The sequence below is a fragment of the Ottowia sp. genome (assembly GCF_047601385.1).
Classification (GTDB): Bacteria; Pseudomonadota; Gammaproteobacteria; order Burkholderiales; family Burkholderiaceae_C; genus Ottowia.
This window is the reverse complement of sequence record NZ_JASGJP010000001.1, coordinates 2058348-2075540: the sequence shown is the minus strand read 5'-3', so window position 1 is coordinate 2075540 and position 17193 is coordinate 2058348. Positions and strand designations below refer to the sequence as shown.

Below are 17193 nucleotides of genomic sequence, written 5' to 3'. Positions count from 1 at the left end.
AAAATCAACGGGGAAATGGGGTCGGATGAACATTTATCTCCCGCTCCAGGATTTCCCCGTCGCCATCAAGCGCCGCCATCACCTACCAGCACGGCCGGCAGGTTGCGGGCACCGTGAAGCACGCGCTCGATGCGAACCTTGCGTTCGAGTACCCGGAAGAAGATGACGTAGCGGCCCATCGCCGCCATGCGCAGGCCGGGGATCAAATCATTCCGGCTGACGTAGCCGAGCGGGGCTTGGCCAATGCGCCGGCACTGCGCCGGCACTGCGCCGTCAGCTTGCCCACGAAGCGCTGGGCGTTGCCTGGGCTGTGCTGGGCGATGTGGTCGCCAATGTCCAGCAAATCCAGCCGTGCCGCCGGGGCAAAGGCGACGACGTATGGCGTGAGCGCCATTAGGCCGTGCGCTGGCCGGCCACCCGGGGCTGGGCATAGCGTGCCTGCAGTTCGGCCAGCACTTGCTCGGCGGGAATGGCAGGGCCGCTGTCAATACCCTCCTGGACAGCGGCCCGCAGGCCGGCGTTCAGGTGCTTGACCATGGCTGCATAGGTTTCGGGCGAAACCAGGTAGGCCGCAGGCCGGTTGTGGTTGAGCACAGCCACGGGCTCATTGCCCGCTTGTTCCAGCACTGCGCTGGGGCTGCGCTTGAGTTCGGTGATGCTCACCGAGCGGGTTGCCAATACTTGTTCCACAGCGTGTTCGATCCTTTTAGAGTGCTTTATTTTGTGCTCTTTTGGGGGCGAAAACAAGCCTGGGTGGCATTCGGTGGCATTCGGGGTCGGATAACGATTTGCCGGTATGGGCTATGAATCAAATCGACCTCCAGCGTCCACCCAGCCAGCGCAAGCAGCTATGAAAACAGGAGTTTTCATGGCCCCTTGAACTTGAAGTCTGGCCAGACTAGACTAGCTCTCATTTCCTGGAGTTTCGCCATGCAAGCCGTCAACATGCTGGAAGCCAAGTCGTCTCTGTCGCGGCTGGTGGAGGCTATCGAGCAGGGGCAGACGCGCGAGATCGTCATTGCCCGCAATGGCCGGCCGGCGGCCCGGCTGGTGCCGTTGGAGGATGCGCCGGTGCAGCGGCGCATCGGCGTGGCGCGGGGGCGCTTCGAGGTGCCTGACGACATCGATGCGGACAACGCCGAGGTGGCGCGCCTGTTTCTGGGCCTCGGCGGGCGGCCATCTTGAACCTGCTGCTGGACACGCACGTGGCCCTGTGGGCCATCGCTGACAGCCCCAGGCTGAGCGCCAGGGCGCGCGAGCTGATCGAAGCGCCCGCGGCGCAAGTGTGGGTGAGCGTGGCGACGGTATGGGAGATTGCCATCAAGCATGGCCTGGGGCGCGGCAACATGCCGGTGTCGGGCCCGCAGGCGCTGGGCTATTTCCGCGAGGCGGGCTACAGGCTGCTGGCGATCGAGGCGGAGCACGCCGCCGCAGTGGAGGCGCTGCCCACACACCATCACGATCCGTTCGACCGCATGCTGGTCGCGCAGGCGCTGACGGAGCCCATGCGGCTGCTGACGCACGATGCCGTGCTGGCCGCCTACAGCGACACCATCATCGAGGTGTAGCGGGGGAAGGTGTTTATCGGGGTCGGAAGAAGATTGTGCTGCCCGCATCCTGCGCTTCCTGCTGGGGGATGGGTTCCCTATTCGACGGCCTTCGCACGCAATCCCAGTTTCTCGGCCTTGCGGCGCAGCGCCTTGTCGAAGGTCAGGAATGCATCATCGCTGGCCTGCGCCATGTGCAGCGCATCGGCAAAGTCCAGGCCCGCGCGGTGATGTGAAACCGCTCTGCGCACAGTATCGGCCTCGATGAACGCAACACGGCCGCTGGCGTCGAGCCATTCCACAAAGTCGGCAAACCGCGCGGGGGTGAATTGATACCGTGACCGCAGCACCCATTCGGTTTCCAGAATCACGGTGGGGAACACGCGCCACACGCGCGCTGCCAGCGAATCAACCGCAGCCTGGTATTCGTCCGCATTGTCACCGGTGGCCAGGCGCACCAGCACGTTGGTATCAACGGCGGCGGGTTTCACGGACCAAGTCCACAGGTTCGCAGAGCTCTTCAGTGCTCAAATGCACGGCCGCCGGATTCCAGGGCTTCCATGCAGGTGCATTGTCGGGCCGCAGCACGATGTTTCCGCCCTCTACCGCAATGCCCAGCCGATTTCCGGGTTTCAGCCGCAGCGCATCGCGCACGCTGGCAGGAATGACCAGTTGGCCTTTGGTGGACAGAGTTACGGTTTCCATGGCGGGGCTTTCGTCGGCGGATGTAAGACTTTTTTGAGTGTAAGGCTTACTCCGCGGCAACGCAAGCCTTCTGGGAATATCAGTGGAATATCAGGGTCAGATGAAGATTTTCCGCTGGCGGGCGCACATCACATGGCCAGGAATTGCTGCGGAGTCAGGATGCGCTGCCGCATGGCCGACGTCAGAAGGAGTTTGTCGCCGGTGACGAGCACCAGGTCGTCGCGCGCCGCCAGCAGATCCCACAGGTGCTGATCGCCGGGATCGGGCGCCACGGGACCAAGCGCGGGCGCCAGCATGATGGCGAGCTGGGTCAGATCCACCAGCAGGCTTTCCAGATCGGCGGGCGCAAGTCCATGCGCCTTGCGCAGCTTTGCCCGGCTCAGCACGTCGCGGTACTCGGCCAGCAGCGCCTCCGACATCACGAAAGGGAATCCGCCTTTGAGCATGCTCCGCACGACGTGGGCAGGAGGCGTGTCTTTTCGAGGCGCGATCAGCGCGGCGACCAGTACGTTGGTGTCTATGACGGCTGGGTTGTTCATCGCCAGGCCGCCCCTCGGGGAGCGTGGGGGCTATTGGCCCTCACGATGCGCCCGCACTTCGCTCACCGCCAGTTCCATGGCGTCTGTTTCATGCAGACGGCTGGCCTGACCGGCACGCTCGAAGATGGCCAGGGCGTCTTCGCGGGTCTTGATGCCGTAGAACTCCAGGCTTTCGTCGATCAGCTGGCCAATCGCCTTGCCGCGCCTGGCGGCGGCTTCTTTCAGCGCGCGGTAGCGGGGCTCGCTCAGGGTGATGGTCAGGCGGCTCATGGGGTTGTGGCTTGATGCATTGGTGCGAAAGTGCATGCTAGCAGACTTGCCGGGGCGGGGGGAATATCAGGGTCAGATGAAGATTTAAGGAATATCAGGGTCAGATGAAGATTTATGCCGCTGTTCGGCGGCCTCACCGAGGCCGCGCTCGGTGTGCTGCTGGACGATTCGCGCGAAGTCGCCATGCCGGCCGGCGCCTTCTTCTTCCACGAGGGCGATACGGGCGAGTCGCTCTACGTGCTGGACGCCGGCGAGGTGGAGCTGACCAAGGCCACCCCTGCCGGCCCGGTGGTGCTGGCGCACCTTCAGGCGGGCGACTGTTTCGGCGAGATGGCCTTGATCGACCTCGCGCCGCGCAGCGCCAGCGCGCAGGCGGTGCTGGCCACGCGCGCGCTGGAGATCTCGATGGGCGGCCTGCACGCGCTCTACCAGCGCGACGTGGAGCAGTTCGCGCTGGTGCAGATGAACATGGCGCGCGAACTCAGCCGCCGCCTGCGCAGGCTGGGTGATCGGTTGCGCGGTTGAATGCCAAAGCGCTCCTGCTCCTGAGGTGTTTGGATTTGAGAAGCTGGTCCGCGCTTGCGCTGGTCCTTCAGGCTGCCTGCGCATCCCACTCGAAGCGCCGCTCCCCATCCACCTCCATCATCATGGCGCGGTCGCGCGTGGCGGTGCAGGTCCAGTTGCGGCGCGTCGCGTCCAGGCCGCCGGGCGGCTCGCTCAGCGCGTCGGGCGTCAGCACGGCCACGCAGGCGCTGCCGGGCGCGCGGGCCGATTCGTAGCGGATGACCTCGATGCCGGCGGCTTCGGCCGCGGCGGCCAGGCGGTGGGTTTCGGTGTAGTCGCCGCCGCTGGTCCAGGCGGTGCGGAAGGCGTCCCAGGGCGGCGCCATCAGGTCGATGCCGCGGCCGTTGACCGCCGCGGCGAAGAAGGTGTGGTGGGTGACGATCCGGCTGTCGGCCAGGCCGGCGCTGTCCAGGATGAAGCGCATGCGCCAGTAAGCGACTTCGGCGCACGCCGCTTCCGGTACCCGGGCGCCGTACCAGAGGCCGTGGCGCCCCTGGCCGGCGGGGCGGAAGCGGCTGGCGTGCAGCGGCGCGTAGCGGAACGGGGTGGTCAGCAGGAAGTGTTTGCGCTGCGGGCGCGCCTTGGGCGGCGCCGGCTTGCTGTCCTCGATCAACTGTTCGAGCACGTCGTGCTCGTCGTAGGAATCCACCAGCAGGGTGGTGGCGCTGGCGTACTGGGTTTCCACCCCGCGCCAAGCCTGGGGCTCGGCGATCTGGCGGGCCTGGTCGCGCACCCAGGCGGGCTGCCAGGCGGCCGTCATGCGGCGGCGCGCATGCCGTCGAGGTAGGCCAGGGTCCGGGCCAAGCCCTCGGGGCTGAGGATCAACTGGGCGGGCACGCCGCCCAGGGCCTGGTTCTGCGAGCGCATCCAGGCCTTGCGCTTGTGGTCGTCGGAGCCGACCAGCGGGTCGAGCGAGCGGAACACGCGCACCAGCAGCAGGGCCAGTTGCCCGGACTTGGAGGTGGGCGACAGGCCCGCCGCCGCCTGCCGGTAGCGGGACACGGTGGCGGCGCTGACGCCGATGACCCTGGCCAGGTCGCCGCTGTTCAGGCCCAGCAGCTCGGCGGCGCGCACGGTGGCCTTCGTCAGTACCGCGGCCGGTTCGGCCTGGGGCTTGGGGAGGACTGCACTCATGCAGCAATGATAGCTATCGATTCCATTTTGCGCTATCACATGAAATTATTCAGGCACTTTATCCCATAGGGAATGGTGAAGGAAGCTTGGCACAATCCCCGCCATGCCCACGCTCGTTCGACGCGCGCTGCTGGCCGGCCTGCTGGCGCTGCCCTGGCTCTGGCCCCACACCTTCGGCCCGGTGCCGGGGATGGAGCCGTACCTGGTCTCGGCCGCGCTGGCGGCGGTGGCGCTGGCGCTGTGGCCGGCGGATGACGCGGCGGGCGCCTGGCGGGCCGTGGCCTGGTCCTGGCTGGCGGCGGCGCTGGCGAGCAGCCTGATCGCGCTGCTCCAGTATTTCGACCTGGAGACGCCGCTCTACCCCTTCGTCAACATCGCCGAGCCGGGGCAGGCGTTCGGCAACCTGCGGCAGCCCAACCAGCTGGCCTCGCTGCTGGTGATCGGGGCGCTGGCGCTGCGCGGGCTGGTGCAGGGCGGGCGCGTGGCCCGGCGCCACGCGGCGTGGCTGGGCGCGCTGCCGATGGCGGCGCTGGCGGCCACGGCCTCGCGCGTGGGGCTGGTGGAGCTGCTGGCCTGCGGCGCGCTGGTGCTGTGGTGGGCCTGGGGCGCGGGGCGCGGGCGGGGCGCGCTGCTGGCGGTGGGCGGCCTGGTGGCGCTGTACGCGCTGGCGGCGCTGACCCTGCCGCTGCTGGCGCAGTCCACCGAGGGCATCGCCGGCCGCGACGTGGTGGAGCGCCTGCGCACGGCCGAGAGCACCTGCGGCAGCCGCCTGATCCTGTGGCGCAACGTGCTGCACCTGATCGCCCTCAAGCCCTGGACGGGCTGGGGCTGGGGCGAGCTGGACTACGCGCACTACATCACGCTGTACGACGGCGCGCGCTTCTGCCACATCCTGGACAACGCGCACAACCTGCCGCTGCACCTGGCGGTGGAGCTGGGCGTGCCGGCGGCGCTGCTGGCCTGCGCGCTGGCGGCGTGGGCGGTGTGGCGCGGCCGGCCGTGGGCCGAGCGGCAGCCGGCGCGGCAGCTGGCCTGGGGCGTGCTGCTGGCGATCGGCATCCACAGCCTGGTGGAATATCCGCTGTGGTACGGGCCGTTCCAGATCGCCGCACTGGCGTGCGCCTGGTTGCTGTGGGTCACACGCGAGGGTGCCCGTCCGGCGTGGCCCGCCTGGGTGCGCCACGTGGCCGCATCCGCCATGGCGTGCGCCGTGGCCTGCGTGGGCTGGGACTACCACCGCGTCAGCCAGATCTACCTGACGCCCGAGCAGCGCAGCGCCGCCTACCGCATCGACCCGATGGCCGAGGCCCGCAAGTCCTGGCTGTACGCCGACGTGGTGCGCTTCGCCGAGGTCACCAGCCGCCCGGCGACGCAGGACAGCGCGGCCTGGATGCTGCCGGCCGCGCTCGCCACGCTGCACTTCTCGCCCGAGCCGCGCGTGATCATCAAGGTGATCGAGAGCGCCAGCTTCCAGCAGCGCGACGAACTGGCGATGGCGCACCTGCTGCGCTTTCGCGCCGCGTTCCCGCGCGAGCACCGCGCGTGGATGGCGGACAACGAGCGCCTCCTGCGCGAGGCGCGGCAGGCCGCAGGAGGCTGACCCCGCCTGCGCGCTCAGGCCGCGCGCTGAAGTCCGGCGAAGAAATCGCGCACGTCGGCCACGAACAGACCGGGCTCTTCCATGGCCGCGAAATGCCCGCCGCGCGGCATGCGCCGGTGGTGCGCCAGGTTGAACGCGGCCTCGATCCAGCTTCGCGGAAACCGGTAGATCTCGCGCGGGTAGAGGGCCACGCCCGTCGGCACTTCGACCCGGCCCTTTGCCGGACCCAGATCGTCCGCCAGCCTGGACTCCGCGTACAGCCGCATCGACGACGCGATGGTGCGGGTGACCCAGTACAGCGTCAGGTTGTCGAGCAGGCGGTCCAGCGGAACGGCGGCGAAGGCGTCCTGCGGGCTGTCCGTCCAGCGGTCGAACTTGTCGAGGATCCAGGCCGCCAGGCCGGCGGGGGAGTCGTTCAGGGCGTAGCCCACGGTCTGGGAGGACAGGCAGTGCGTGGCCTGGTAGGTCGTCCCGTGCTTCACGAAGGCGGCCACGTCCTTCAGGTCGGCCTGCTCCAGATCGGTGACCTCGCCGGACGCTTGCGGCACCACGACCATGTTGAGGTGCACGCCCAGCATGCGCTCGGGCGCGTGCAGGGCCAGGCGCGCCGAGACCATGGCGCCCAGGTCGCCGCCTTGGGCGCCAAAGCGCTCGTAGCCCAGGCGCGCCATCAGCGTGGCCCAGGCCCGGGCCACGCGCGACAGCGTCCAGCCGCGTTCGGAGGGCGGGCTCGACCAGCCGTAGCCCGGCAGCGAGGGGATGACGAGGTCGAAAGCCGGGCCGCCGGCCGCGCCGGGCGCCACCAGCGGCGGCACGACCTCCAGGAATTCCATCACCGAGCCCGGCCAGCCGTGCGTCAGCAGCAGCGGGATGGCCTTGGGCGCCTGGGAGCGCACCCAGAAGAAGTGGATGTCCAGGCCGTCGATGGCAGTGCGGAACTGCGGCCACTGGTTGACGCGCGCCTCGGTGGCGCGCCAGTCGTAGCCGTCGGCCCAGCGCGCGCACAGGCGCTTCATGCGGTCCACGCCGGGGCCCCAGGCCTCGTCCGTGCCGGGCAGCTCGTCGGGCCAGCGCGTGGCGCGCAGGCGGGCGCGCAGGTCCGCCAGCACCTCCTCGGGCACGTGGATGGGCTCGGCGGGAAGGATGCCGTCGGTCACGGGTGTTCCTGCGCGGCGTCCGCCACGTAGCGGCCCGACTGGCCCCCGTGCTTCTCCAGCAGCCGCACGCCGCCGATCACCATGGCGCGGTCGGCGGCCTTGCACATGTCGTAGATGGTCAGCAGGGCGACCTGCACGGCGGTCAGCGCCTCCATCTCCACGCCGGTGGGGCCGGTGGTTTCGGCCGTGGCGGTGCAGGCCACGGCGGCGCCGTCGATGCTGAACTCGATCGCCACGCGCGACAGCGCCAGCGGGTGGCACAGCGGGATCAGATCGCTGGTCTTCTTGGCCGCCATGATGCCGGCGATGCGGGCGATGCCCAGCACGTCGCCTTTCCTGGCCGTGCCGGACTCGATCAGCGCCCGCGTGGCCGGCCGCATCTCGATGCGGCCGGTGGCCACCGCCACGCGGCGCGTGGCCGGCTTGCCGCCCACGTCCACCATGTGGGCCTGGCCCTGGGCGTCGAAGTGGGTGAGGGGCGAGGTCATGCGTGGTCACAAATGCGGCGGAACGCGCCGCGTGCTGCGGGCATCATACGGGCTCGCGCGCACGCCGCGCGCCGCCCCGCATCGATGACCCGCCATTACAAGCCAAATCACCCCACAGTGCTTGCCAGACAAGCGCTGGCAGCTCTTGTTTGCATAGCAATGCTGGGGCCTGCCGGGCATGCGCAGACCTCGCCTCAGCCGCCCCAGCAGGCCCCGCGAGGCCTGCCTTCGCTCGGCGACGCGGGCGACATGACCACGCTGGAGGAGCGCAAGCTGGGCGACGCCATCGCGCGCGAGCTCTACCGCGACCCCGACTACCTGGACGACCCGATCGTGGGCGAATACGTGGACGGCATCTGGCGCGCGCTGCGGGGCGGCGCGCGCGCGCGCGGCGAGCTGCCGGCCGAGCTGGACGAGCGCTACGCCTGGCAGGTGCTGCTGGGGCGCGACGGCAGCATCAACGCCTTCGCGCTGCCCGGCGGCTACTTCGGGCTGCACACCGGGCTGGTGGGCGTGGTGAGTTCGCGCGACGAGCTGGCCTCGGTGCTGGCGCACGAGATGACGCACGTCACCCAGCGCCACATCCCGCGCATGCTGGGCCAGCAGGGCCGGGCCACGCCGCTGATGCTGGCCGCGCTGGTGCTGGGCGCCGTCGCCGCCAGCCGCAACCCGCAGGCCGGCGCGGCGCTGGCCACCGGCGGGCAGGCGGCGCTGATCCAGCAGCAGCTCAACTTCTCGCGCGGCATGGAGCGCGAGGCCGACCGCATCGGCTTCGGCATCATGACCCAGGCCGGCTTCGCGCCGGAGGGCTTCGCCGGCATGTTCGAGAAGCTGCAAAGCGCCTCGCGCATCAACGACAACGGCGACTGGCCCTACCTGCGCAGCCACCCGCTCACCACCGAGCGCATCGCCGACATGCGGCAGCGCTTGCAAGGGCTGGCGCATGCCGGCCGGACGCCCGCCGCCGGGCCGCCCCAAGGCGGGCGGGCCCCCTCGGGGGGCAGCGCGGCAGGCGAAGCCGCGGAGCGTGGGGGCCAGGATCTCGAGGCGCTGCTGATCGCCGCGCGCGCCCGCGTGCTCGGCCGCCCCGGCATGGACGTGCTGCGCGCCTGGGCCGGCGAGCCCGAGCAGCCCGGCTTCGCCCAGCAGCCGCCGGGGCGCCGCGCCGGCGCGCTCTACGCCGCCGCGCTGGCGCACGCCGAGCTGCGCGACCTGCCGCGCGCGCAGGCGCGGGCCACGCAGCTGGCGCTGGCGGTGGCCGGCGATGCGCGCGCCGCCCAGCAGGCGCGGCTGCTGCAAGCCGAGCTGGCGCTGAAGGCCGGCCAGCCCGCCCGCGCGCTGGAGCTGCTGCCGGCGGCGGCCCGCCCGGCCAACGCCGCGGCCGACAGTCAGACAGGCCGTGCCACGCTGCTGCTGCGCGCGCAGGCGCAGACGCGCGGCGGCCAGGCGGCCGAGGCAGCGTCGGCGCTGCAACCCTGGGTCAGCGACCACCCGCGCGACGCCGGCGCCTGGCAGGCGCTGGCCGCCGCCTGGGCCGCGCAGGGGCAGACGCTGCGCCAGCTGCGCGCCGAGGGCGAGGCGCAGATGGCGCACCTGGACTACGCCGGCGCGGTGGACCGCTGGCGCGCGGCGCAGGACTTCTCGCGCCAGCAGCGCGGCGGCAGCGCCGACCTGATCGAGGCCAGCATCGTCGATGCGCGCCTGCGCGAAGGCCGCGAACTGCTGCGTCAGCAGCAGGAAGACGAAAAGAAGCGCCGCTGAATCGGCCACCCCCAGGCCCCACTCGCTTCGCGATGTTCCGCCACCCCCCTGGAAGGGGGCGCACCCACTGGCCGGGGGGACCCCGGCCACGGGTGCACTGGCATGGCCTGCTCCGCGGCCTTCGTGCTCTTTGCGCCTTGAGCGCCGTATCGTCAGCCCCGCTTCAGCACCGCGTCGATCAGCACGCCGAGCGCCGAATACAGCAGCGAGCCGATCAGCGCGGCCCAGAAGCCGTTGACGTGAAAGCCGCTGAGCAGCCCCGAGGCGGCCCAGAACATCAGCGCGTTGATGACGAACAGGAACAGCCCCAGCGTGAGGAGGGTGACCGGGATGGTCAGCACCACCAGAATGGGCCGCACCAGCATGTTCAGCAGGCCGATGACCAGCGCCGCCAGCATGGCCGAGCCGAAGCTCGCCACCGCAACGCCGGGGTAGATGTAGGCCACGCCGAGCAGCGCGGCGGCCGAGAGCAGCCAGTTCAGGATCAGTCGCATGCCGCGAGCATAGCGCGTGGCTTCATGGGCCGTTGCGGACGCGGTCGGCGTAGCGGTTGAAGCGCCAGGCCGTGCCCTCCCGCGTGATGCGGCGCCAGGCGGCGCGCTTGGCGTAGGGGCTCATCGCCGTCCAGTCCTGCACCTCGTGCTCGGTGCGCCCGCACCCCTTGCACACGGCGTCGCCCTGGCTGGTGGAGCAGATGGCGATGCAGGGCGCGTCGGGCGTGGTGGCGTACCAGGCCAGCCAGGCGGCGCGCGCGGCGGCGGGCATGCGCAGGGCGTCGGCCTCGTCCTCGTGGAAGAAGGCCATCAGCGCGTACACCTCGGCCAGCGCCGCCACCTCGGGCGCCAGCGCGCTGTCCACGGACGGCTTGCGCGCGCGCCAGTGGTTGATGGCGGCTTCGAGGTCGGTGATGTGGATGGTGTCCATGCCGGCGGCATGGTACGGCTTCAGTTCAATCCCAGCATGCCGCGCAGTTTGGACAGGTCCTCGGCCAGCGTGTTCACGCGGCCGGCCAGCAGCTTGCGGTCGCGCTCGGCGAGCTTGGCGTAGGTCTCGAAGCCGCCGTCGGCCGCGCGGTACTTCTTGAGCGTGTCGAACACGGTCTTGAAGTTGGCGTCGGTCTTGTCCATGAAGGCTTTGTCTTCCCTGGCGACCAGCGGGCGCAGCAGCTCGACGATCTTGTAGGCGCCCTCGAAGTTGGCCTGGAAGTCCCACAGGTCGGTGTGGCTGTAGCGGTTCTCCTCGCCGGAGATCTTGGTGGCGGCCACTTCCTCCATCAGCACGGCGGCGCCGCCCACCACTTTCTCGGGCGGGAAGGTCAGCGCGGAGAGGCGCTTTTGCAGCTCCAGCACGTCGGCCAGCAGCTTGTCGGCCACCTTGCCGACGTTCCTGGTGCTCTTCTCCACCCACAGCGCGTACTCGATGCGGTGGAAGCCCCCGAAGCCGGGGTCCTTCTCGGCCTTCTCGTGGTCGTCGGCGCGCGAGTCGATGGCGCTGTCCATGTCGCTGAACAGCTCGGCCACGGGCTCGATCTTCTCGTAGCTGGTGCGGGTGGGGGCGTAGAGTTTCCTGGCCTTCTCGACGTCGCCGGCCTTCACGGCGGCGACGAAGACGCGCACGTCGGCCGCCAGCTTGCGCACGTTCTCGATCACGTAGAGCTTGTAGTCGGCGATGGGGCCGACCAGCGCCTGCGGCGACACGGCGGCTCGCGCGGCGAGGGGAGCGAAAGCGCCGGCCGCCAGGGCGGCGAGGAAACGGCGGCGGGGGGGCAGGGCGGTCATGGCGGTCCTTTGCATGCGGGGATGAAGAATCAGGCGGCGGCGAGCAGCGCGCGGCCGAGCCAGTCGCGCTCGTCCCGCACGCCGGGCAGGGTGAAGAAGAAGCCGCCGCCGATGGGCTTGATGTATTCCTCCAGCGGCTCGCCGTCCAGGCGCTTCTGCACGGCGATGAAGCCTTGCGTCAGGTTCGCCTGGTAGCAGATGAACAGCAGGCCCATTTCGAGCTGGCCGGACTTGGTGACGCCGTTGGAATAGTTGAAGGGCCGGCGCAGCATCAGGTTGGCCTGCGACTCGGGCGTGCGCGGGTTGGCCAGGCGGATGTGGGCGTCCAGCGGGGTGCGCTCGCCCTGCGGGTCCAGCGTGTAGTCGGGCACGTGGTGCTCGGTCTTGTCCGCCGCGTCCAGCGGCGCGCCGCTGGGCTTGACGCGGCCCATGATGGCCTCCTGCTCCCGCAGCGGCGTGCGGTCCCAGCGCTCGACGAAGTTGCGGATGATGCGCACCGCCTGGTAGGTGCCGCCGGTGGCCCAGGCGGGCTCGCCGTCGCCCTCGCCGACCCAGACGATCCGCTCCATCAGCCTGGCGTCGCCGCCGTCGGGGTTGGCCGAGCCGTCGCGGAAGCCCAGGAAGTTGCGCGCGCTCTCGGCCGGCTGGCCGGGCACGGCGGGGATGGGCGGCACGCTGCCTTCCTGCTTCCAGTGCAGGACCAGCAGGTCGGGCGTGTTCTTGATGATGTCGCGCAGCGCGTGGATGTTGGTGTCGGGCGTGTTGGCGCAGAACTGGATCGACAAATCGCCGTGGCACAGCGCGGCGACCAGCGCGTCGTTGGGGTGCGCCTTCATCTGCTGGAGGTGCTTCGGCTTCAGCCTGGCCAGCCCGTAGCGCTCGTCGTCGAACATCGAGGCGCCGAGCGAGACGGTGACGGTGAGCGCGTCGGGCTGCACCACCGGGCCCAGCAGGCCGGAGCTGGGCGGGGGCAGCCTCGGGTCCAGCTCGGGCTCCTTGCCGCCCTGGGTGAGGAAGGCGATGCGCGCGGTCAGCAGGCGCAGCAGGCGTTCCAGGTCCCGGCGGTTCTCGGCCAGCACGAAGAACGACGCCACCATGCCGTGGCTCGGCCGCGGCGTGACGATGCCGGCCTGGTGCGCGCCGTGGAAGGGCACGCGGTCCTGCGTGTGGGTGCTGAGCGGCGCGTCGGTGACCTGGGCGCCGGGGTTGGGCGCATCGGCCGGCGCGGCGGCCGCGCGGCCCGCGGCCAGGCCGGCCAGCGTGGCGCCGGCGGTGCCGAGCAGGCGGCGGCGGGCGGGGGACGTGGGGGGGGCGTCGTGGGTCATGATGTGATACTCCCATGGAGTAGCATATGCCTGGCGCTTGACTGTCGAGCGCTGGCGGATAGCAGGGTATGGGAGTATTTCATTCCAGCCCCAGCGCGGCGTTCACCTGGCCCAGCGCGTCGGCCAGCGCGCGCGCGGGCGCGGCCAGGGTCTGGCGCTGCGCCTGGTCCAGCGGCGCGGGCTTGAAGCCCTCGCCATCGCGGTAAGGGTCGAGCGCGGCGGCAAAGGCGGCGAAGCGCGCCTCGATGGTCTGGTTCAGCGCGGGCGCCGCCTTGGCCAGCAGCGGCGCCAGCAGGTCGGCCAGCTTCTTCGTGCCGTCCAGCGTGGCTTGCAGGTTGGCGGCCTCGGCGTGGCCCCAGCGGTCCTCGCCGCCGGCCGGCAGGTTGTCGGCGGTGCGGCGCAGCAGCTTCGATGCGGCGCTGGCCAGGCGCTCGGGCGGGATGTCGAGCGCGCGCAGGCGCTCTTTCAGCGCGCCGACGTCGGCCACCAGCCGGTCGGCCACGGGCGCCAGCGCCTTCGCATCGCCCTGGCCGGGCGCGAACAGGCCGTGCTCGATGCGGTGGAAGCCGGTGAAGGCCGGGTCGGCCTCGCGCTGCTCGAAGTAGTCGGCGCGCGCGTTCAGGCGCTGGTCGAGGTCGGCGAACAGCTCGGCCATGGGCTCGACGCGCTTGTACGCCTGGTGCGCCGGCACGTACAGCGCGCGGGCCTGCGCCAGGTCGCCGGCCTTGACCGCGTCGGCCAGGGCCTGCGCGGCGTCCTGCAAGTCGCCGGCGCCCAGCGCCAGGTAGACGCGGTACTCGGCCAGCGCGCCGACGTAGGCCACCTGCGAGGGCCGCGCCGCCTCGGCGTCGGACTCGGCCGTGGGCGTGACGTGCAGCCTGCCGCGCGGGTTGCTCAGCAGGCCGCAGGTGATGGCGTAGTCGCCCGGCGGCAGCTTCACCGTCATGGTCTGCGAGAAGCCGGGGGCGATGTTCTCGCGCTCCTCGACCACGCGCACGCCGTCCAGAATCTCCCACTCCAGCGCGCGCTGGGAGTGGTTGACGATGGTGAAGGTGGTGCGCCCGGCCGGCACGGTGATGTCATTGGGCTCGCACACGTTGCCCTGGATGGTGACGGTGACCGCGTGGCCAGCCGCCTTGGGCGGCGCCTTGCGCGCCACGCCGGCGGCCCACCAGAACGCGGCCAGGCCGGCGAGCACCAGCAGCGCCGAGCCGGCGACGGCGGCGCGCATGGCGGGAGAGGATGTGTTCGGGGTTTCGGACATCGGGAATGCAACTCAGCGCGTCGGCACTGCTGCCGGTGGACGCAGGAAGAAGAACAGCGCCCCGGCCAGGAAGGCGACGTAGACCACCACCTCGCCCACCACCGGCGCCGCCTGGTAGCCCAGCAGGCCCGAGAGCACGGCCCCCAGCGGGCTGTCCATGGGCAGGGTCTCGCTCAGGTCGAACACCACGGCTTGCAGGTGGTTCCACAGGCCGGCTTCGTGGAACTTGCGCAGCACGCCGGCCAGCAGCCCGGCGGCCACCAGCAGGATGAACAGGCCCGTCCAGCGGAAGAAGCGCCGCAAATCCAGCCGCACGCCGCCCGAGTAGATGCCCCAGCCCACCGCCGCCGACACGGCGATGCCGGCCAGCGCGCCCGCCGGCGCCTCCCAGCCCTGGCTCTGCTGGAAGATGGCCAGCAGGAAGAACACCGATTCCAACCCCTCGCGCGCCACCGCCAGGAACGCCATGCCGATCAGCGCCCAGGCATGGCCGCCGCCCGCCACGGCCTTCTCCACGCCGGCGTGCAGATCGCCCCTGATGCGGCGCGCGGCCTGGCGCATCCAGAACACCATCGAGGTCAGCAGCACCACCGCGATCAGGCCAACGATGCCCTCGAACAGCTCCTGCTGCTTCTGCGGGAACTCCGCCGCCGCCAGTTGCAGCCCGGCGCCGGCGAACAGCGACAGCGCGGCGGCCAGCAGCACGCCCACCCACACGGCGGGCATCAGCCGCCCGCGCCCGGTCTGCCGGAGGTAGCTGGCGATGATGCCGACGATGAGCGCGGCCTCGATGCCTTCGCGCAGCATGATGAGGAAGGGAACGAGCATGCCCGGGGCATCGCCGCGACGCGATGCAAGTGATTCTTAATTGGGGGATGGATTATAGGAACGCGCGGGGCCCGGGGCGGTCGCGGCGTTTCCCCGCGTGTAGTGACGCGCCGGGGGGCGCGCCCGTACACTGCACGCGCGGCACCCCGGAGCGCGTCCCCCGCGCGGTGCCGGCGCCCCACTTCACAAAGGAGACTCCCCCATGAACGCCCCCACCACCGACGTCCGCTCGCTCGTGTCCGCGGAGGAATGGCGGCTGCGCGTCGACCTGGCCGCGTGCTACCGGCTGGTGGCCCTGTACGGCTGGAGCGACCTGGTGTTCACCCACATCAGCGTGCGCCTGCCCGGCCCGGAGCACCACTTCCTCATCAACCCCTACGGCTTGCTGTTCGACGAGGTCACCGCGTCCAGCCTGGTCAAGGTGGACATGGACTGCAACAAGCTGCTCGACTCGCCCTACCCGGTCAACCCGGCGGGCTTCGTGATCCACAGCTGCATCCACGCCGCGCGCGAGGACGCGCAGTGCGTGCTGCACACCCACAGCCGCGCCGGCGTGGCCGTCAGCGCGCAGAAGTGCGGCGTGCTGCCCATCAGCCAGCAGAGCACCTTCGTGCTGGCCTCGCTGGCCTACCACGACTACGAAGGCGTGGCGCTGCGCGACGACGAGAAGCCGCGCCTGGTGGCCGACATGGGCATGGCCAACCACCTGATGCTGCGCAACCACGGCCTGCTGGTCGCCGGCCCGACGATCGCCGACACCTTCATGGCCATGTACAACTTCGAGAACGCCTGCCGCATCCAGATCGACGCGCAGGCCGGCGGCGGCGAACTGGTGCACTTCGACCCGAGGATCCTCGACGGCATCATGCAGGTGGCCAGGACCGTGACCACCGGCAAGGGCGCCGGCGCGCTCGCCTGGCCCGCGCTGCTGCGCCGGCTCGACCGCGAGCGGCCGGGCTACGACCAGTGAGCGGTTCGACGAATGAAAAATGTCCCCCCCACGCTCCCCCGCTGCGCGTGGTCCACTGCCCCCTGAGGGGGCTTTTTCATCTTGGGAGCGGCCCGGCGATGAAAAATGTCCCCCCACGCTTTCCTGCTTCGCAGGGTGCGCTGCCCCCACGGGGGCTTTTTCATCTTGGGAGCGGCCCGGCGATGAAAAAAGCGCCCCGAGGGCGCTTTTTTCTTGGCCGCTGGACCCAGCTTACTTCTTCGTCACCACCCGCACCATGTCCAGGCAGCGGTTGGAGTAGCCCCATTCGTTGTCGTACCAGCTCACCAGCTTGACGAAGGTGCCGTCCAGCGCGATGCCGGCCTCGGCGTCGAAGATGCTGCTGCGCGCGTCGCCGCGGAAGTCGGTGGCCACCACCTTGTCCTCGGTGTAGCCCAGGATGCCCTTCAGCTTGCCTTCGCTCTGCGCCTTCATCTCGGCGCAGATGTCCTTGTAGCTGGCTTCCTTGGCTAATTCCACCGTCAGGTCCACCACCGACACGTCGGAGGTGGGCACGCGGAAGCTCATGCCCGTCAGCTTGCCCTTCAGCTCGGGCAGCACCACGCCCACCGCCTTGGCGGCACCGGTGCTGCTGGGGATGATGTTCTCCAGGATGCCGCGGCCGCCGCGCCAGTCCTTGTTGCTGGGGCCGTCCACGGTCTTCTGGGTGGCGGTGGCGGCGTGCACGGTGGTCATCAGGCCGCGCTTGATGCCCCACTTGTCGTGCAGCACCTTGGCCAGCGGCGCCAGGCAGTTGGTGGTGCAGCTGGCGTTGCTGATGATCGGCTCGCCGGCATATTTGGCGCAGTTCACGCCGTGCACGAACATCGGCGTGTCGTCCTTGCTGGGCGCCGACATGATGACCTTTTTCGCGCCAGCGTCGATGTGCTTCTGCGCGGTGTCCTTGGTGAGGAACAGGCCGGTGGACTCGATCACCACCTCGGCGCCGACCTCGCCCCACTTCAGGCTGGCGGGGTCCTTCTCGGCGGTCAGGCGGATCTTCCTGCCGTTGACCACGAGCGTGTTGCCCTCGACGGCGATGTCGCCCTTGAACCGGCCGTGCACGCTGTCGTACTGGAGCATGTAGGCCAGGTAGTCGGGCTCCAGCAGGTCGTTGATGCCCACGACCTCGATGTCGGAGTAGTTCTGCACGGCGGCGCGGAACACCATGCGCCCGATGCGGCCGAAGCCGTTGATGCCGATCCTGATGGTCATTGCGGTTTCCTTTTGCTAGTTTATTAATAG

At 70.2% G+C, this 17193-nt stretch carries 24 protein-coding genes; 6 read left to right on the top strand and 18 right to left on the bottom strand.

Going from position 1 to position 17193, the window contains the following annotated elements:
• Window positions 1-65: 65 nt before the first annotated feature.
• The 3 genes from QM772_RS10115 to QM772_RS10105 are packed head-to-tail and all read right to left on the bottom strand — an operon-like array spanning window position 66 to window position 663.
• Window positions 66-206, bottom strand: a complete 141-nt coding sequence (locus QM772_RS10115; RefSeq protein WP_415136038.1) for a type II toxin-antitoxin system RelE/ParE family toxin — start codon at window positions 204-206, stop codon at window positions 66-68.
• On the bottom strand, window positions 203-394 hold the full coding sequence (locus tag QM772_RS10110) for a type II toxin-antitoxin system RelE/ParE family toxin (RefSeq protein WP_415136036.1): 192 nt from the start codon (window positions 392-394) through the stop codon (window positions 203-205). The genes QM772_RS10115 and QM772_RS10110 overlap by 4 nt, the downstream gene beginning before the upstream one ends.
• Entirely contained in the window at window positions 394-663 is a 270-nt protein-coding gene (locus QM772_RS10105) for a type II toxin-antitoxin system prevent-host-death family antitoxin (RefSeq protein WP_415136034.1), read from the bottom strand. Before QM772_RS10105 ends, QM772_RS10110 begins: the two co-directional genes overlap by 1 nt.
• 267 nt (window positions 664-930) lie before the next feature.
• On the opposite strand from QM772_RS10105, the gene QM772_RS10100 reads away from it, so the two are divergent.
• Complete coding sequence (locus QM772_RS10100; RefSeq protein ID WP_415136032.1) at window positions 931-1185, top strand: type II toxin-antitoxin system Phd/YefM family antitoxin; 255 nt, start codon at window positions 931-933, stop codon at window positions 1183-1185.
• Window positions 1182-1568: a type II toxin-antitoxin system VapC family toxin gene (locus tag QM772_RS10095; protein WP_415136030.1), complete on the top strand. Its 387-nt coding sequence runs from the start codon at window positions 1182-1184 to the stop codon at window positions 1566-1568. Before QM772_RS10100 ends, QM772_RS10095 begins: the two co-directional genes overlap by 4 nt.
• Before the next feature lie 77 nt (window positions 1569-1645).
• On the opposite strand, the gene QM772_RS10090 is transcribed toward QM772_RS10095, so the two are convergent.
• From QM772_RS10090 to QM772_RS10075, 4 genes are all read right to left on the bottom strand, one after another.
• Window positions 1646-2038: a type II toxin-antitoxin system VapC family toxin gene (locus tag QM772_RS10090; protein ID WP_415136028.1), complete on the bottom strand. Its 393-nt coding sequence runs from the start codon at window positions 2036-2038 to the stop codon at window positions 1646-1648.
• Entirely contained in the window at window positions 2019-2252 is a 234-nt protein-coding gene (locus QM772_RS10085) for an AbrB/MazE/SpoVT family DNA-binding domain-containing protein (RefSeq protein ID WP_415136026.1), read from the bottom strand. The genes QM772_RS10090 and QM772_RS10085 overlap by 20 nt, the downstream gene beginning before the upstream one ends.
• A gap of 128 nt (window positions 2253-2380) precedes the next feature.
• Window positions 2381-2791 carry a putative toxin-antitoxin system toxin component, PIN family gene (locus QM772_RS10080; RefSeq protein WP_415136024.1) on the bottom strand — a complete coding sequence of 137 codons (411 nt, stop codon included), beginning with the start codon at window positions 2789-2791 and terminating at the stop codon, window positions 2381-2383.
• A 30-nt stretch (window positions 2792-2821) separates the two neighbouring features.
• A complete protein-coding gene (locus QM772_RS10075) occupies window positions 2822-3061 on the bottom strand; it encodes a CopG family transcriptional regulator (RefSeq protein ID WP_415136022.1) in 240 nt (79 codons plus the stop codon).
• A 114-nt stretch (window positions 3062-3175) separates the two neighbouring features.
• Between QM772_RS10075 and QM772_RS10070 the strand changes: the two genes are divergently transcribed.
• The gene (locus tag QM772_RS10070; protein WP_415136020.1) at window positions 3176-3586 is read left to right on the top strand and encodes a cyclic nucleotide-binding domain-containing protein; all 411 of its coding nucleotides are present in this window, start codon (window positions 3176-3178) and stop codon (window positions 3584-3586) included.
• Window positions 3587-3653: 67 nt separating this feature from the next.
• Here QM772_RS10070 and QM772_RS10065 read toward each other — a convergent pair whose 3' ends face one another.
• Together QM772_RS10065 and QM772_RS10060 are read right to left on the bottom strand one after the other, a co-directional pair.
• Window positions 3654-4385, bottom strand: a complete 732-nt coding sequence (locus QM772_RS10065) for an RES family NAD+ phosphorylase (RefSeq protein WP_415136018.1) — start codon at window positions 4383-4385, stop codon at window positions 3654-3656.
• On the bottom strand, window positions 4382-4759 hold the full coding sequence (locus tag QM772_RS10060; protein ID WP_415136016.1) for an antitoxin Xre-like helix-turn-helix domain-containing protein: 378 nt from the start codon (window positions 4757-4759) through the stop codon (window positions 4382-4384). The genes QM772_RS10065 and QM772_RS10060 overlap by 4 nt, the downstream gene beginning before the upstream one ends.
• Before the next feature lie 103 nt (window positions 4760-4862).
• On the opposite strand from QM772_RS10060, the gene QM772_RS10055 reads away from it, so the two are divergent.
• Window positions 4863-6359, top strand: a complete 1497-nt coding sequence (locus QM772_RS10055; RefSeq protein ID WP_415136014.1) for a Wzy polymerase domain-containing protein — start codon at window positions 4863-4865, stop codon at window positions 6357-6359.
• 14 nt (window positions 6360-6373) lie between these two features.
• On the opposite strand, the gene QM772_RS10050 is transcribed toward QM772_RS10055, so the two are convergent.
• A complete protein-coding gene (locus tag QM772_RS10050; RefSeq protein WP_415136012.1) occupies window positions 6374-7516 on the bottom strand; it encodes an epoxide hydrolase family protein in 1143 nt (380 codons plus the stop codon).
• Window positions 7513-8004, bottom strand: a complete 492-nt coding sequence (gene moaC, locus QM772_RS10045; RefSeq protein ID WP_415136010.1) for a cyclic pyranopterin monophosphate synthase MoaC — start codon at window positions 8002-8004, stop codon at window positions 7513-7515. The genes QM772_RS10050 and moaC overlap by 4 nt, the downstream gene beginning before the upstream one ends.
• Before the next feature lie 159 nt (window positions 8005-8163).
• Here moaC and QM772_RS10040 point away from each other — a divergent pair, with 159 nt between their 5' ends.
• Entirely contained in the window at window positions 8164-9765 is a 1602-nt protein-coding gene (locus QM772_RS10040) for a M48 family metalloprotease (protein ID WP_415136008.1), read from the top strand.
• A gap of 152 nt (window positions 9766-9917) precedes the next feature.
• On the opposite strand, the gene QM772_RS10035 is transcribed toward QM772_RS10040, so the two are convergent.
• The 6 genes from QM772_RS10035 to efeU form a co-directional block, all read right to left on the bottom strand.
• Window positions 9918-10259 carry a phage holin family protein gene (locus tag QM772_RS10035; RefSeq protein WP_415136006.1) on the bottom strand — a complete coding sequence of 114 codons (342 nt, stop codon included), beginning with the start codon at window positions 10257-10259 and terminating at the stop codon, window positions 9918-9920.
• 22 nt (window positions 10260-10281) lie between these two features.
• Complete coding sequence (locus QM772_RS10030; RefSeq protein ID WP_415136004.1) at window positions 10282-10689, bottom strand: DUF3717 domain-containing protein; 408 nt, start codon at window positions 10687-10689, stop codon at window positions 10282-10284.
• Window positions 10690-10709: 20 nt separating this feature from the next.
• Window positions 10710-11543, bottom strand: coding sequence for an iron uptake system protein EfeO (gene efeO / locus QM772_RS10025; RefSeq protein ID WP_415136002.1), 834 nt, complete (start codon window positions 11541-11543; stop codon window positions 10710-10712).
• Between the two features lie 29 nt (window positions 11544-11572).
• Window positions 11573-12868 carry an iron uptake transporter deferrochelatase/peroxidase subunit gene (gene efeB / locus QM772_RS10020; protein ID WP_415136000.1) on the bottom strand — a complete coding sequence of 432 codons (1296 nt, stop codon included), beginning with the start codon at window positions 12866-12868 and terminating at the stop codon, window positions 11573-11575.
• Between the two features lie 79 nt (window positions 12869-12947).
• Complete coding sequence (efeO, locus tag QM772_RS10015; RefSeq protein ID WP_415135998.1) at window positions 12948-14132, bottom strand: iron uptake system protein EfeO; 1185 nt, start codon at window positions 14130-14132, stop codon at window positions 12948-12950.
• A 12-nt stretch (window positions 14133-14144) separates the two neighbouring features.
• Entirely contained in the window at window positions 14145-14960 is an 816-nt protein-coding gene (gene efeU, locus QM772_RS10010) for an iron uptake transporter permease EfeU (protein ID WP_415135996.1), read from the bottom strand.
• A gap of 202 nt (window positions 14961-15162) precedes the next feature.
• On the opposite strand from efeU, the gene QM772_RS10005 reads away from it, so the two are divergent.
• Window positions 15163-15930 carry a class II aldolase/adducin family protein gene (locus tag QM772_RS10005; RefSeq protein WP_415135994.1) on the top strand — a complete coding sequence of 256 codons (768 nt, stop codon included), beginning with the start codon at window positions 15163-15165 and terminating at the stop codon, window positions 15928-15930.
• A gap of 231 nt (window positions 15931-16161) precedes the next feature.
• On the opposite strand, the gene gap is transcribed toward QM772_RS10005, so the two are convergent.
• Complete coding sequence (gene gap / locus QM772_RS10000) at window positions 16162-17163, bottom strand: type I glyceraldehyde-3-phosphate dehydrogenase (protein ID WP_415135992.1); 1002 nt, start codon at window positions 17161-17163, stop codon at window positions 16162-16164.
• Window positions 17164-17193 lie beyond the last annotated feature (30 nt).

Coding starts and splice junctions, on each gene's coding strand:
- QM772_RS10110 (WP_415136036.1), bottom strand. CDS start 394: ATGGCGCTCACGCCATACGTCGTCGCCTTTGCCCCGGCGGCACGGCTG.
- QM772_RS10100 (WP_415136032.1), top strand. CDS start 931: ATGCAAGCCGTCAACATGCTGGAAGCCAAGTCGTCTCTGTCGCGGCTG.
- QM772_RS10085 (WP_415136026.1), bottom strand. CDS start 2,252: ATGGAAACCGTAACTCTGTCCACCAAAGGCCAACTGGTCATTCCTGCC.
- QM772_RS10080 (WP_415136024.1), bottom strand. CDS start 2,791: ATGAACAACCCAGCCGTCATAGACACCAACGTACTGGTCGCCGCGCTG.
- QM772_RS10075 (WP_415136022.1), bottom strand. CDS start 3,061: ATGAGCCGCCTGACCATCACCCTGAGCGAGCCCCGCTACCGCGCGCTG.
- QM772_RS10070 (WP_415136020.1), top strand. CDS start 3,176: ATGCCGCTGTTCGGCGGCCTCACCGAGGCCGCGCTCGGTGTGCTGCTG.
- QM772_RS10065 (WP_415136018.1), bottom strand. CDS start 4,385: ATGACGGCCGCCTGGCAGCCCGCCTGGGTGCGCGACCAGGCCCGCCAG.
- QM772_RS10060 (WP_415136016.1), bottom strand. CDS start 4,759: ATGAGTGCAGTCCTCCCCAAGCCCCAGGCCGAACCGGCCGCGGTACTG.
- QM772_RS10055 (WP_415136014.1), top strand. CDS start 4,863: ATGCCCACGCTCGTTCGACGCGCGCTGCTGGCCGGCCTGCTGGCGCTG.
- moaC (WP_415136010.1), bottom strand. CDS start 8,004: ATGACCTCGCCCCTCACCCACTTCGACGCCCAGGGCCAGGCCCACATG.
- QM772_RS10040 (WP_415136008.1), top strand. CDS start 8,164: ATGCTGGGGCCTGCCGGGCATGCGCAGACCTCGCCTCAGCCGCCCCAG.
- QM772_RS10035 (WP_415136006.1), bottom strand. CDS start 10,259: ATGCGACTGATCCTGAACTGGCTGCTCTCGGCCGCCGCGCTGCTCGGC.
- QM772_RS10030 (WP_415136004.1), bottom strand. CDS start 10,689: ATGGACACCATCCACATCACCGACCTCGAAGCCGCCATCAACCACTGG.
- efeO (WP_415136002.1), bottom strand. CDS start 11,543: ATGACCGCCCTGCCCCCCCGCCGCCGTTTCCTCGCCGCCCTGGCGGCC.
- efeB (WP_415136000.1), bottom strand. CDS start 12,868: ATGACCCACGACGCCCCCCCCACGTCCCCCGCCCGCCGCCGCCTGCTC.
- efeO (WP_415135998.1), bottom strand. CDS start 14,132: ATGTCCGAAACCCCGAACACATCCTCTCCCGCCATGCGCGCCGCCGTC.
- efeU (WP_415135996.1), bottom strand. CDS start 14,960: ATGCTCGTTCCCTTCCTCATCATGCTGCGCGAAGGCATCGAGGCCGCG.
- QM772_RS10005 (WP_415135994.1), top strand. CDS start 15,163: ATGAACGCCCCCACCACCGACGTCCGCTCGCTCGTGTCCGCGGAGGAA.
- gap (WP_415135992.1), bottom strand. CDS start 17,163: ATGACCATCAGGATCGGCATCAACGGCTTCGGCCGCATCGGGCGCATG.